The organism is Mycobacteroides abscessus ATCC 19977 (genome assembly GCF_000069185.1).
Classification (GTDB): Bacteria; Actinomycetota; Actinomycetes; order Mycobacteriales; family Mycobacteriaceae; genus Mycobacterium; species Mycobacterium abscessus.
On sequence record NC_010397.1, the window covers coordinates 992,048 to 1,005,495 of the forward strand.

General features: G+C 64.4%; 12 protein-coding genes. 7 read left to right on the forward strand and 5 right to left on the reverse strand.

Translation table 11 applies throughout. From position 1 onward, the window contains the following. Positions 1-28: 28 nt before the first annotated feature. Positions 29-1,540 (forward strand): flavin-containing monooxygenase, encoded by a 1,512-nt coding sequence (locus MAB_RS05135; protein ID WP_005113385.1) that lies wholly within the window; start codon positions 29-31, stop codon positions 1,538-1,540. A gap of 52 nt (positions 1,541-1,592) precedes the next feature. Then, positions 1,593-2,348: an ArsR/SmtB family transcription factor gene (locus MAB_RS05140; RefSeq protein ID WP_005113386.1), complete on the forward strand. Its 756-nt coding sequence runs from the start codon at positions 1,593-1,595 to the stop codon at positions 2,346-2,348. Positions 2,349-2,351: 3 nt separating this feature from the next. On the opposite strand, the gene MAB_RS05145 is transcribed toward MAB_RS05140, so the two are convergent. Then, on the reverse strand, positions 2,352-5,222 hold the full coding sequence (locus tag MAB_RS05145) for an MMPL/RND family transporter (protein WP_005113388.1): 2,871 nt from the start codon (positions 5,220-5,222) through the stop codon (positions 2,352-2,354). Next, on the reverse strand, positions 5,219-5,662 hold the full coding sequence (locus MAB_RS05150) for an MmpS family transport accessory protein (RefSeq protein WP_005083059.1): 444 nt from the start codon (positions 5,660-5,662) through the stop codon (positions 5,219-5,221). The genes MAB_RS05145 and MAB_RS05150 overlap by 4 nt, the downstream gene beginning before the upstream one ends. A 66-nt stretch (positions 5,663-5,728) precedes the next feature. Between MAB_RS05150 and MAB_RS05155 the strand changes: the two genes are divergently transcribed. Further along, positions 5,729-6,343, forward strand: coding sequence for a TetR/AcrR family transcriptional regulator (locus MAB_RS05155; protein WP_012296371.1), 615 nt, complete (start codon positions 5,729-5,731; stop codon positions 6,341-6,343). Here MAB_RS05155 and MAB_RS05160 read toward each other — a convergent pair. After that, a complete protein-coding gene (locus tag MAB_RS05160; protein ID WP_005113389.1) occupies positions 6,272-7,603 on the reverse strand; it encodes an HNH endonuclease signature motif containing protein in 1,332 nt (443 codons plus the stop codon). The genes MAB_RS05155 and MAB_RS05160 overlap by 72 nt on opposite strands. 109 nt (positions 7,604-7,712) lie before the next feature. On the opposite strand from MAB_RS05160, the gene arsC reads away from it, so the two are divergent. After that, a complete protein-coding gene (gene arsC / locus MAB_RS05165; protein ID WP_005092775.1) occupies positions 7,713-8,054 on the forward strand; it encodes an arsenate reductase (glutaredoxin) in 342 nt (113 codons plus the stop codon). Here the strand turns inward: arsC and MAB_RS05170 are convergent. Continuing rightward, positions 8,051-8,944 carry a LysR family transcriptional regulator gene (locus MAB_RS05170; protein ID WP_005083055.1) on the reverse strand — a complete coding sequence of 298 codons (894 nt, stop codon included), beginning with the start codon at positions 8,942-8,944 and terminating at the stop codon, positions 8,051-8,053. The two genes, arsC and MAB_RS05170, sit on opposite strands and share 4 nt — an antisense overlap. Positions 8,945-9,108: 164 nt before the next feature. On the opposite strand from MAB_RS05170, the gene MAB_RS05175 reads away from it, so the two are divergent. Next, complete coding sequence (locus tag MAB_RS05175) at positions 9,109-9,990, forward strand: SDR family oxidoreductase (protein WP_005092776.1); 882 nt, start codon at positions 9,109-9,111, stop codon at positions 9,988-9,990. Further along, a complete protein-coding gene (locus MAB_RS05180) occupies positions 9,983-10,888 on the forward strand; it encodes an LLM class flavin-dependent oxidoreductase (RefSeq protein WP_005115781.1) in 906 nt (301 codons plus the stop codon). The genes MAB_RS05175 and MAB_RS05180 overlap by 8 nt, the downstream gene beginning before the upstream one ends. A gap of 264 nt (positions 10,889-11,152) precedes the next feature. Here the strand turns inward: MAB_RS05180 and MAB_RS05185 are convergent, their stop codons facing one another. Continuing rightward, positions 11,153-12,337 carry an FUSC family protein gene (locus MAB_RS05185; protein ID WP_005115131.1) on the reverse strand — a complete coding sequence of 395 codons (1,185 nt, stop codon included), beginning with the start codon at positions 12,335-12,337 and terminating at the stop codon, positions 11,153-11,155. 121 nt (positions 12,338-12,458) lie between these two features. Here MAB_RS05185 and MAB_RS05190 point away from each other — a divergent pair, with 121 nt between their 5' ends. After that, complete coding sequence (locus MAB_RS05190) at positions 12,459-13,349, forward strand: LysR family transcriptional regulator (protein WP_005083045.1); 891 nt, start codon at positions 12,459-12,461, stop codon at positions 13,347-13,349. Positions 13,350-13,448: the final 99 nt, after the last annotated feature.

A 13,448-nucleotide genomic window follows, 5' to 3' on the forward strand; every position in this document is an offset into this window, starting at 1 on the left:
TCAACACTGCGTCGATAGCCTAGCTGTCATGACCGAACATGTCGACATTGTCATCGTGGGCGCCGGGATCTCGGGTATCGGCATGGCGTGCCGTGTCACCCGTGAGTTGCCGGGCAAGAAGTTCGTGGTGCTGGAGGCGCGCGAGCGCATCGGCGGCACCTGGGATCTGTTCCGCTACCCGGGTGTGCGCTCGGATTCGGACATGTTCACGCTCGGCTACAACTTCCGGCCCTGGACGAGCACCAAGGGCATCGCCGACGGCACCTCCATCCGCGAGTACGTGACCGAGACTGCGCGCGAGTTCGGTGTGACAGAAAAGGTCCGATTCGGCCACAAGGTCGTCGGCGCCGAGTGGTCCTCCGAGCGTGGGCTGTGGACGTTGCAGGTCGAGCGTGCGGGAGAGACGGTCGAATTCACCACCCAGTTCCTGTTGGGCTGCACGGGTTACTACCGCTACGACGAGGGCTTCACGCCCAAGTTCGAGGGCATCGAGGATTTCGCCGGACAGGTGGTCCACCCGCAGCACTGGCCCGAGGATCTGGACTACTCCGGTAAGAGGGTCGTCGTCATCGGCAGTGGCGCCACGGCCATGACCCTGGTTCCCGCGATGGCCGGAACGGCAGGTCATGTGACCATGCTGCAGCGTTCGCCCACGTATGTGGTGTCGCTGCCCTCGACGGATGCGCTCGCCGTGGCGCTGCAGGGCAAGTTGCCTGCCTCGCTCGCGTACCCGATCGTGAAGTGGAAGAACCAAATGGTCAGCTTCATCAGCTACCAGACAAGCCGTCGCGATCCCGAGCGTATGAAGGGGATCCTGCGCGCGCTGCTGAAGCGGCAGTTGCCTAACTTCGATCTGGACAAGCACTTCACTCCTAAGTACAACCCGTGGGACCAGCGGCTGTGTGTGGTGCCGGATTCGGACCTGTTCCGCGCGCTGCGCAAGGGCACCGCGTCCATCGTGACCGATCGGATCACGCGCTTCACGCCGAAGGGCATCCTGCTCGAGTCCGGTGAAGAGCTCGAGGCCGACATCGTGGTCACCGCCACCGGCTTGAACGTTCAGCTGGCCGGGGGACTGCGGCCGATCGTGGACGGTGTCCAGCTGAATCCCGCAGATTCGGTGAGCTACAAGGGTCTGATGCTGACCGGCCTGCCGAACTTCATCTTCACGTTCGGGTACACCAATGCCTCCTGGACGCTGCGCGCCGACCTGGTGTCGCAGTACACCTGCCGGCTGCTCAAATACATGGACAAGGAAGGGCAGACGGTGGTGTGGCCGGTCGAGCCGGACACCGCCGAGCGGCTGCCGTTCTTGGAGGACTTGGTCTCCGGATACGTCACGCGCGCGGAGAACGCGATGCCGCACCAGGTGCCGCTGGCCCCGTGGCGCTCCTATCAGAATTACTTCCGCGAGCTGCCGGTGCTCAAGTACGGCAAGGTCGCGGACAAGGGTGTCCGTTTCAGTTCCGGAGCCGCAGGGTCGGCGACGTCCGGCAGGGGAAATGCTTCGCACGAGGCCCCCGTTGCAATAGGCAGGTAAATACCTGCATAATGGCCGGGTGCAGTCAGCACCCGGCCATTCTCATTGGGACGTGGTTTTCAAGGCTCTCGCCGATCCCACGCGGCGCGAGTTACTAGACCGGCTGCATGAACGCAACGGTCAGACGTTGAGTCAGCTATGCGAGGGCGTCGCCATGGCCCGTCAATCCGCGACCCAACATCTGGGCGTACTCGAATCCGCCAACCTGATCAGCACCGTGCGACATGGCCGCGAGAAGCTGCACTATCTCAATCCGGTTCCGCTGCACGAAATTCAGGAACGGTGGATCGACAAGTTCGAACGCCCGCGGCTGCGGGCGTTGAGCGCCATCAAGCAGCGAGCGGAGGAGCGGGACATGTCTCAACCAACTTTCGTCTACACCACCTACATCAACAGCACACCCGAAAAGGTGTGGCAGGCCATCACCGACCCCGAGCTCAGCGGCCAGTACTGGGGACATGCGAATGTCTCTGACTGGCAAGAGGGTTCGCGCTGGGAGCACCGGCGCACAGACGGTTCGGGCATCGCCGATGTGGTCGGTACCGTGGTGGAAAGCGATCCACCCCGCAAGCTGGTGACCACCTGGGCGGATCCGGCCGACGGCGCCGATGCCGCGGTGTCCACCGTCACGTTTCTGATTCAGCCCTATCAGAACATCGTGCGGCTGACCGTGTCCCACGCTGACCTTGCGGATCCCGCCGAGTACGCGCAGGCCAGTGGTGGATGGGCGGCAGTGCTGTCAAACCTCAAGTCGTTCCTGGAGACCGGCGCTCCGCTGCCGACGGAGCCGTGGACCCAGCCCGGCTGAAAGCTATCCGCTCACCGGGATCGGCCCGGTGGTGTCGTCGGCGCCGGTGGGTTTTGGCCCAAAAGGTTTCGGGGCCGGGCGCGTACGTATGTTGATAGGCCACCAGAACCAGCGGCCGAGCATGGTGGCGATGGCCGGTGTGAGGAACGAACGCACCACCAGGGTGTCGAAGAGCAACCCGAGGCCGATGGTGGTACCGATCTGACCGAGAACACGTAGATCGCTGAAGACGAAGGACGACATGGTCACCGCGAAGACCAGACCGGCGGCGGTCACCACGCCACCGGTGCCGGCGATGGCGCGGATGATGCCCGTCTTCAATCCCGCGCCGGTTTCCTCCTTGAATCGGGATATCAGCAGCAGGTTGTAGTCGGCGCCGACTGCCAACAAGATGATGACCGCCAGCGGGAAGATGACCCAGTACAACGGAATCCCGAAAATGTACTGCCACACCACCACTGACATGCCGAACGATGCCGCCAGCGACAGCGCCACCGTGCCCACGATCACCAGGGCGGCGACCAGACTGCGGGTCAGGAACATCATGATGAGCAGGATGAGGCCCAGCGAGGCCAGCGCGGCCATCAAGAGGTCGTACTTCTGGCCGTCGGCAATGTCCTTGTACGCCGAGGCAGTCCCGGCGACATAGATCTTGGCGTCGGCCAGTGGGGTGGCCTTGACGGCGTCAAAGGCCGCTTCCTTGATCGCGTCGATGTGCGCGATGCCCTCGGAGGTCTGCGGATCCCCCTGGTGAGTGATGATCATCCGCGCGGCCTTGCCGTCGGGGGACATGAACAACTTCATGCCGCGTTTGAATGCGGGGTTGTCGAATGCTTCCGGCGGCAGGTAGAAGGAGTCGTCGTTCTTCGCGTCATCGAAGGCCTTGCCCAATTCTGTTGCGGTGCGCGTGGACTCCTCGTTCTGGGTGTTGGTGCCGTTGTTGATCGCATAGTTCGACAGGGTCAGGTCGCGGTTCTTTTCCTGGATGGCGATCTGCGGGGGGATCAGGTCCACAAGTTTGGGTTGCAGGGCGTCGAGCTTGGTGAGGCTCCCGGTGACCGATTGCAGTGCGTCGACCAGCTCATCGATACCGTCGAGGGCATCGAAAACGGATCGCAATGCCGCGCAGAAGGGGATGTCGAAGCAGTGCGGCTCCCAGTAGAAATAGTTTCGGATGGGCCGGAACTGATCGTCGAAGTTGGCGATCTTGTCCCGCAGATCCTGTGCCACCGCGACGGTCTGTTGGAACCCCTCGGTCTGTTCATGTGTGATGGCGGCACTTTGTTTCTGCAGCGCCAGTTGCTGTCTCAGCACAGCGATGGTGTTCGTCATCTGGTCAGCCTGTTGTGAAAGGTACAGCGCCTGATTCTGCTGCTGGGAAAGATTCATCAACTGGCTGGCGCTCGATGCGCTGATCTGAAACGGGATGGACGAGTGGGTGATTGGTGTGCCGAGGGGGCGGGTGATCGATTGGACCAGGGCCACACCGCGGGCATGGAGAACGGATTTGGCGACGCGTTCCAGCAGCACCATGCCGGCCGGATTGCGCATATCGAAGTCGGTTTCGATCATCAGAAGTTCGGGGTTGAGGCGCGCGACGGAGAAATGGCGTTCGGCGGCGGCATAGCCGACGTTCGACGGGACCGAGCTCGGCATGTAGATGCGGCCGTCGTAGGTGGTCCGGTATCCCGGTAGCGCGAGTAGGCCAACGAGGGTGGCGATGCACGACACCACGAGAATCGGTCCGGGCCAGCGCACGATCGCCGTACCGATCCGGCGCCAGCCGCGGGTGCGCATGGCCCGCTTGGGTTCCATCAAGCCGAAGCGCCCTGCGATCACCAGCACGGCGGGCGCCAGGGTAAGGGCGGCGGCGAGCGTCACCAGCACTCCCAGAGCAGCCGGGACGCCCAGGGTTTGGAAGTAGGGCAAGCGTGTGAACGACAGACAGAACAACGCTCCCGCGACGGTCAAGCCTGAGCCGATAATCACGTGAGCGGTCGACTTATACATCGTCTGATAGGCGGACGGGCGATCTTCGCCTGCCGAGCGTGCTTCCTGATAGCGGCCGACGAAAAATATCGCATAGTCGGTGCCGGCGGCGATGGCGAGCATCGTCAAGAGGTTGGTCGCATAGGTGGATAGCCCTATGACACCCGTATGTCCTAGTGCTGCAACGATTCCCCGCGCAGCGGAGAGCTCGACCATGACCATGGCCAGCACCAACGCGGTGGTGATGAGCGAGCGGTACACCACCAGCAGCATGACCGCGATGACCGCGAAGGTGATGATGGTGACTTGGGCCGCGCCCGCATTGCCGACCTCGAATTGATCGGTGATGGTCGGAGCCTCACCGGATACATAGGCCTTGATCCCATCGGGCGCGGGTGTTTCCGCGATGATGCGGCGCACGGCGTCGACGGACTCGTTGGACAACGCCTCGCCTTGATTCCCGGCGACATAGACCTGCACGTAGGCGGCCTTACCGTCCTTGCTCTGCGAGCCCCCTGCCGTGATCGGATCGCCCCAGTAATCGGCAACATGCTGGACGTGTTCGTGGTCGTCATTCAGGCGCTGCACCAACGTGTTGTAGAATTGATGTGCCTGCGCGCCAAGGGGTTTCTCGCCTTCAAGTACCACCATCGCCGAGCTGTCGGAGTCGAATTCGTTGAACACCTTGCCGATATGCCTCATCGCCAGTGTCGACGGTGCGTCGGCCGCGTTCAGCGGGGCAGATCGTTCCTCGCCGACCACTTCCAGTTGGGGGACGGTCGCGTTGGTCACCGCGGCAATCGCTACCCAGAACAAGACGATGGGGACGGCAAGCCGACGGACGATCTTCGCCGCACGTGACTCGTGGGCGTGATTGGCGCTCATGCGGACTTGTCCAGGCAGGTGGTGTAGCCGTTCACGATGGTGACGGTCCTTTCGTCCTTGACGATGCCGTCCACGGTGATCCGGCAGCTGGTGGTATCACCGGTGCCCTGGGCACGCAGGTCGGCGAACAGGGTGGGGTCGTTGGTGACCAGCTCGTGCGCCCACGGCAGGGGAGCGTTGTCGACACGGTGCGGTTGCGCCATTTCGTCGAGAAAGTTGATGGTTGCGGTGCTCCCGGCGGTGCCGAAGACTTCGAGGAGAACGCGTTTGGGGTTGTAGTTGGTGTTCTCCATGGCCTCGGTGCCGGGGCGTGACAGTTCGATGTTTGAACCGAAAACGCCGTGTAGCCGGCTGACTCCGAACGCCACCACCGCCACCACGGCCGCCGCAACGACGAGCGTCCACCAGCGCTTGAGGAGATTCCAGAACCAGCCTTGCATCAGCGCCCACATCCTCTCGATGGTCGGCTGCCCGACTTTGGCGGAACGGTACGGTACCGTACTCTCATGGCGAGTGATGTGTCAACGGGGTTGACTAAGGCGGCGCGGGGGCGACAGGTTTCCCAATGGACTCCCCGCGAGGTGGAGCTGCTCAAGGTCACATTGCGCCTGCTGCAGGAACACGGATACGACCGGTTGTCGGTCGATGAGGTCGCCGCGGAGTCGAAGGCGAGCAAGGCCACGATCTATCGGCGTTGGCCATCCAAGGCGGAGCTGGTGCTGGCAGCCTTCATCGAGGGTATGCGCGCGCAGTTGGTCCGCCCGAACACTGGCTCCCTGCGTGAGGATCTGCTGCGGATAGGTACCAATGCGCTCGCCGATGTACGTCGCAATACACCCGTGATGCGGGGGCTGTTGATCGAGATTGAGCGAAATCCGGCCTTGACGAAGGCATTTCGAACCAAGTTTGTCGACGAGCGCAAGGCGCTGATCGACGACGTGCTGTTCGCCGCCGTGCAGCGGGGTGAGATTGACGCGGACGCCGTCAACGAGGAACTCTGGGATCTGCTGCCCGGGTATCTGGTGTTCCGCTCACTGCTGCCGGTGAGGTCACCGACTGCCGACACCGTGCGGACACTGGTCGACGATGTCATCATGCCGAGTCTCACCCGGGAGCGCTAACTGCGGTGGGGGTATCCATTCGGTGGTGCCGTCTTTGCGTTTTCGGGTGGTCCAGCCGTGGCCTAGGAGGCGGTGATGCGGTGCGCAGGCGAAGGTGAGGTTGTCGATGTCGGTGGGTCCGTCGTGGACCCATTCGGTGATGTGGTGGGCTTGGCAGAGGTATCCGGGCACATGGCAGTCGGGGTGGGTGCAGCCACGATCGCGGGCGTGCAGCACCAGGCGCTGATCTGGCGAGGCGATGCGTTGAGAACGCCCGAGGTACAGGGCACGGCCGTGGTCATCGAAAATCGCTAGGTAGTGGTGGGCGTGGGTAGCCATCCGGATCAGGTCCCGCATGGGGAGGCGGGTGCCCGCGCCGGTGATCGCGATCCCAGCCGCATCTTCCAACTCTTTGAGTGTGGTGGTGACGACGACGGTGACGGGTAGTCCGTGATGCGAACCCAGCTCTGTGCTCACCAAAGTGGAGCGCAGCGCTGCGCGTAGGGCGTCGTGGTGGCGTTGCGCCACGGTGCGGGTATCGCGTTCGGCGGCATCGTCTGCGGGTTGGCCGTCCACGAGTGGGCTTTGATCATTCGGGTTGCACATGCCGGGGGCGGCGAGTTTGGCGAATACCGCATCCAGGTAGGCGCGGGTCTCCGGATCCAATAAACCCGAGATCGCTGACATGCCGTCGAAGCCTTGCGGCCCGATCGTGATGCCGCGCCGCCGCGCCCGATCCGCATCAGAAAACTGCCCGTCCGGGTTGAGCAGCGCCATCATCCGGTCGGCACCTACCCGCAGCGCCTCGGGCCGAAACTGGGTGGCCATCACCGCCAGCTGCGCCTCGGCCGCCTCGCGGGTCGCAGCATCGACCACTACCGGGAGCCGGTCAAAGAAGTGGCGGATGATCCGGAGGTGTTCCTCACCAATGTCGCCGCGCCCCAACGCCTGCGCGGTATGGGGCAGCTGGGGTGCCAGCTGCTCGCCGGTGATCGCGCGCCGCGGCGCCAACAACTCGGCGTCGGCGATCCGCCGGCGCGCCGCCCGCTTACCCATATGCATGCGCCGCGACAACACCTCGGCATACGACGTGCCGCCCAGCTGCATCGGCGAGGCCTGCCCGGTCACGGCGGAGACCAAACCCAGCCCCCGCGAGGCTAACCGGCGCTGCACTACCTTCAGGCGCGCCAACATGGCCAACGCCTCACCGGCGGTCAGGTCCTCGATCGATTCGGCGCAGAAGGCATCAACCGCCGCCTCCACCACCCCAATCGAACTCATGTTCGAATACTAACGACCCCCACCGACAGCCGCCAGAGCAATGTGACGGCAGAAACTGTTGTGGCAGAAGAAATTTATGTCGCGGCTTGCGTACCTGTAGGTTGAACGCGTGGACGCGACCATTTACCACAATCCCAGATGCACGAAGTCCCGTCAGGCTCTGGCGCGGTTGGAGGAGGCGGGGATTAACGTCACCGTCGTCAAGTACCTCGACGATGTGCCCACCACGACGCAGCTGAAAAAGCTGATCGCGGACGCGGGGCTGACGGTGCGGGAGGCAGTGCGCACCGGGGAGACCGAGTACAAGGAATTAGGCCTTGCTGACGCATCCGATGACGCCTTGCTCGACGCAATGGTTGCGCACCCGCGGTTAATTCAGCGTCCGTTCGTGGTGACCGCCAAGGGGACCCGGATGGCCCGGCCCACGGAGGCGGTCGACGAGATCCTCTAGCCCGGTCCGGTCAGGACGGCTTGCGCGACCTTGCGGAACGCTGCGACGAGTCGTCCCCGGTCGTCGGCGCGGGTGGCTATGGCCACGTGGCTAGGTTCCACCCCCTCAAGTGGGACGGCCACGATATCGGGCCGCATGGTGCTGCCGTGCGCGCCCGCCGATAGGGAGATGGCCTGGCCTGACGCAATTACTTCGAATTTGTCCTCGATGGCATCGATGACGGGCCCGTCAGGTGCCAGGCTGCCATCGGGTCGCGGCTCCACGCGCCAGTAGGCACTCCATGACGGGTCGGCATTGCGTATCCGTGGCATCGGTTCGTTCGCGATGTCGGCTAGGGTCAGCGAGTCATGTTGAGCCAGAGGGTGATCGGATGGCAGCAGCACGACGCGCGGTTCGTCGTACAGGATCGTGACGTGCAACTGGTCGGTGGAGAAAGGTAGGCGTGCCACCACCGCGTCCACCCGGTGATCAAGCAGCGCGGCCCGCGCTTCGTCCCATTTCAGGTGGGTGGCGCGGATATCGGCGTCTGGATGCTTCTGACGCATCTGTAATACGGCGGGCGTCACGATGATCCCCATCGAGTAGCCGACCGTGAGGTGGCTGGGTTGCGCCGCGGCACGCGCATGCGCTGCGGCCTGATCGGCCGACCGCAACAGGGTCTTTGCCTTGGGGAGGAAGACCTCGCCTGCTTCCGTGAGTGTGGTGCCTTGCGGTGTGCGGTCGAGCAGCCGCACACCGAGCTGCTGTTCCAGTCTGCTGATTTGGCGGCTCAACGAGGGTTGCGCCACCCGCAGCTCGGTGCTGGCCCGGCCGAAATGTCGCTGCTCGGCCACCACGGTGAAGTACCGGACCAGGCGTAGGTCCAGGTCCAGCGGGGCGGTCTCTGCCATACCCACATGGTATGCGTATGAAGAGCGGCAATGTGAGAAATAGGCACTCTGAAATGTAGTGATGCCTGATTGGTATTGCCCGATGAGTAATCGGTCTTGGACGTTTGGCCGCACATTTCGCAGGCTTGATGTACATCCACCACCGAGACTTTCAGGAGGACAGCATGCGCGTATTCGTTACCGGCGCCAGCGGCTTTATCGGCTCGGCAGTTGTGCGTGAACTCATCGATTCCGGACATACGGTGACCGGTCTGGCCAGGTCCGATTCGTCGGCGGCCGCACTCACCGCCGCCGGAGCAGATGTGCATCGCGGTTCTCTTGACGATCTGGAGAGCCTTCGTGCCGGCGCCGTAGCCGCCGATGGCGTCGCGCATCTCGCCTTCGTGCACGACTTTGAGAACTACGCCGAGGCAGTCAACGCGGACAAGCGGGCCATCGCCACAATCGGCGAAGCGCTTGCCGGGACGGAGCGGCCTTTCGTCGTCACCTCCGGTTTGGCGGGCTTCGGCCTGGGCCGCCCGCTGACGGAGGAGGATGCGGCCGCCCCGGAATCGCCGCGGTTATCGGAGGAGGCGCTGAACCTTGCCGACCGGGGCGTGCGAGTCTCGGCCGTGCGGTTGGCTCCCTCGGTGCACGGGGAGGGGGACCACGGGTTCGTGCCACGTCTCATCGAAATTGCCCGGGCCAAGGGCGTTTCGGCATACCCGGGCGACGGGTCCAATAGATGGCCCGCCGTGCACCGCCTTGACGCCGCCCATCTGTTCCGTCTCGCGCTGGAGAACGCGCCCACGGGTTCGAGGCTGCACGGCGTGGCCGAGGACGGCATCCCGGTACGTGACATTGCCGAAGTCATCGGCCGCCATCTGAACCTGCCGGTCGAATCGGTGCCCCTTGCGCAGGCATTTGACCATTTCGGTTGGTTGGGCGGGTTTTTCGCTATGGACCTGCCCGCGACGAGCGTGCTCACCCAGGAACGTCTGGGCTGGCGTCCGGTGCAGCCTGGCCTCATTGCGGACCTTGAGAAGGGACACTACTTCGATGAGTGACGTCGTCGCAGCGGCGCGCCGTGCCTTAGGAGCAGTTGGCGCGTTTCTGCCCATGCACTTCACCAGCATGCCCTCGGTGGGTGAGCAGCGTGCAGCGGTGGTGCGCATGGAAGCCGCTGGTTATCGCACCACATGGCTGAATGAACCGGTCGGAGGCAAGGACGTTCTGGTGCAGGCGGGTCTTCTGCTGGCCGCAACCGAGCACATGACGTTCGCGACGGGGATCGCAAACATCTGGGCGCGGCCCGCGGTGACCGCGCACGGTGGCGCGGCGATGCTTGCGCAAGCCTACCCAGATCGCTTTGTGCTCGGACTTGGGGCTGGCTACCCTTCGCAAGCTGAACTGGTCGGATCCCATTTCGGCAGCGGGTTGGGTGCCATGCGCGACTACCTGTCGCGCATGGGCGAAACGACTCCGCTACCGGCTGTTGATGTGCGGTATCCGCGGATTGTCGCGGCCAACGGCCCGAAGATGTTGGCACTGGCCCGCGATGCTGCCGACGGTGCCATGCCCGCGGGCCGGCCTCCTGCATTCACCGCACAGGTGCGACAGGCGCTGGGCCGCGACAAGCTGATCGTGGTCGGTATTGACGTGATTGTCGCCGGAGACGGCGATGACACGAAAACCATTGCTCGCAATATGGTTTCAATGCGGCTGGAGCTACCAGGTGTGCGTGGCGGATTGAAAAGCTTGGGGTATGCCGATGAGGAGGTCGCCGATATCAGCGATCGTTTGGTCGATGATCTGGTGGCATACGGTTCGCCAGGGGACGTCGCGACGATGGTGGACAGACATCTTCAGGCGGGAGCCGATCACGTGGTGCTAATGCCGGCCAATGTCGAGACGGAGGTGGGTGTGCGGTATCTCGAACAGCTTGCCCCGGCGTTGCTGTCCTAAATCCGATCACATCTGGCACGGAGCGGCCGGTTTCGCGGGGCGAGAGTTGGCACCATAGGGAGCATGACTCCAGAATCTGCCAACAACGAGTTGGCGGGCGCGCTGCGAGGTCTGGCGATCGGACGGATCGTCTTGGGCATTGCCTCCTTGGCGGCGCCGAACCTGCTCGCCAAGGCCGGACGTGTTCCCGCCGCGCCCGAACTCACCTATATGACAAGAATATTCGGTATCCGGGCCATGGCCCTGGGTCTGGGTTATTTGACCTCAGCGGCCTCCGAGCGGTTCAGGTGGCAGCGGCTCGCCTTGATGGTGGATATCACCGACACTACGCACGGTGCCCTGCATCTGGTGCGAGGTGACCTGCCCCGCGCCACTGCCGCCGCCATGGTCGCGCTGACCGGGGGTTACATGAGTGTCGGTGCCACCCGGTTGATCAAGGATCTGACGGCGGCCTAGCAGCATCGCGGCCACCACTCCGGCCGCGACACCGATCACCGTGTCGAGACCGCGGAACAGAATGAGGCTGAATGGGTCTGTGGGGTCGGCCAATTCGGTCATCAGCATGACCAGCGGGGTGAAGAACCCGACGGCCAGCGCGTAGTGGCGCGCCATGAACAGCTCGGTCGGGAATAGCAGCGTAATCACCAGCGCGCCGATGGCGATCGGCGCAAGCCCCAGTGCCAGTAGCGCTCCGGTGAGTATCAGACCCGCGAATGTGCCTGCGGTGCGGTGCCCGGCACGCGCCAGCACCCGCGCGATATCTCGATCTGACGGACGCGCGCTGTCTATCGCGCTCAGCGGCACCGCGGCGGCGGCCATGGCCCAATTGGCATGGTCAAAGCCGAGCAGCAGTCCGGCCCCGCCCGCGGCCGAGACCGCGAGTGCGTACCGCAGCGCGTGCGTGCCCACATCCGGTGGCAGCCGATCGGGCTGTTCGGCCGTCTGTGACTCCGTAGCGCGCGAACCGGCGCTGCCGATCAAGACCGACAACAGTGCGGTTCCCGCACACAACCCGAGAGCAGTCATCGGTGTCACCGGCCCGGCCGGAACGGTGGCGGTGGCGCCCATCGCGAAGATGAAGAAGAACGGCCCCGCGGGACGCAGGCGCAGCACATCGGCGATCACCGAGCCCGCCGTCGCGAACGCCACCTCGACCACCACCAGCATCCACGCGCTCGCGTGCAGCCAAGAGAGCGCGACTCCGAGAGCAACGCCTGCACAGAGCAGCAGACCGGCCTGGATCTGGTGCCGGGTGCGTAGCCAACCCGATTCGCCACGGGCGTAGATCCCGGTGAATGAGCCGAACACGCTGTACACCAACAGTTCGGGCCGACCAGCTGCCAACAGCAGTGCGCCCGGGAGGGCCAGACCGGCGGCCACCCGCAGCGCATGCCAGTGGTCCTGCCGGTCGGGCCGGGCGTGTACCCGCGTCCTCGCGGATGCGCCCACGGGTCTTCTCCCAACGTCTGCCGGTAATGCTCTCCAGTCTGTGTGGGCCGGAGCATGCCTGTCCAAGACGCGTTGCCGCTGACCTGATAGGCAGCGCCGATCGCTGGTGGTAGAACGAATTATGCAGTTCCGGCAGCTTGAATACTTCGTGGCGTTGGCGCGCGAGCGACACTTCGCGCGCGCGGCATCGGCGTGCTACGTCTCCCAGCCCGCGCTTTCGGAGGCAATCCGCAAGCTCGAACACGAACTGGGTGTTCCGCTGGTGCTGCGCGGCTCCAACTTCGAGGGGCTGACCCCGGAGGGGGATCGCCTGGTCCTCTGGGCGAGAAGGATCCTCGCGGACCGTGACGCGCTGGAGCATGAAGTGACCGCACTACGCAGCGGGCTTACCGGTGAATTGCGGCTTGGCGTGGTGCCCGGTGCGGCCACCCGGGTCGCGCTCATGGCCGACGCGTTGTGCGCCGAGCATCCACTGGTGCGCGTGCGCATCGAGTCCAGCCTGCGGTCGGTGGAGATCCTGGACCGCATCCGCCGGTTCGAACTCGACGCGGGGGTGGTTTACGACGACGGTCTGCAGACCGATGGGCTCGAGCTGACCCGTCTGTACGAGGAACGTTATGTGTTGGTGGCGGGCGACGGGTTGTTGCGGGATGCCCACGACCCGATCGACTGGTCAGAGGCTTTGAGCTTGCCGATGTGCCTGTTGCACAAAGGAATGCGCGACCGTGATCGGATAGACGAGGCGGCCGCCGAGCACGGGCTGGCGGTGTCACCCCGGCTGGAGGCTGATTCGGTGGCCACGCTGCTCGCGCTGGTGGGCACCGGACGCTGGGCGGCGATCGTCGCCCGGACCTGGTTCGCCACTGCCGCGCCGCCCGCGGGCACGCGCACCGTCGAGCTGCAGGCGCCGACGCTCGGCTCTCCAGTGGCCTTGGTCCGCGCCGCGGGTGATCCCGCCTCGCTGCTTGCCCGCGCGCTGGCGCAGGTGGTGGCCCCGCCCGACCAGCCCTGATCGGCCGCGCCTATCGGGCGGTCGGAACTTGGTCTTGGACACCTGTGCGCCTCGCGCCGGACACTGAGAATGCGTCGACAAGGCGCATCGGATGTCTGA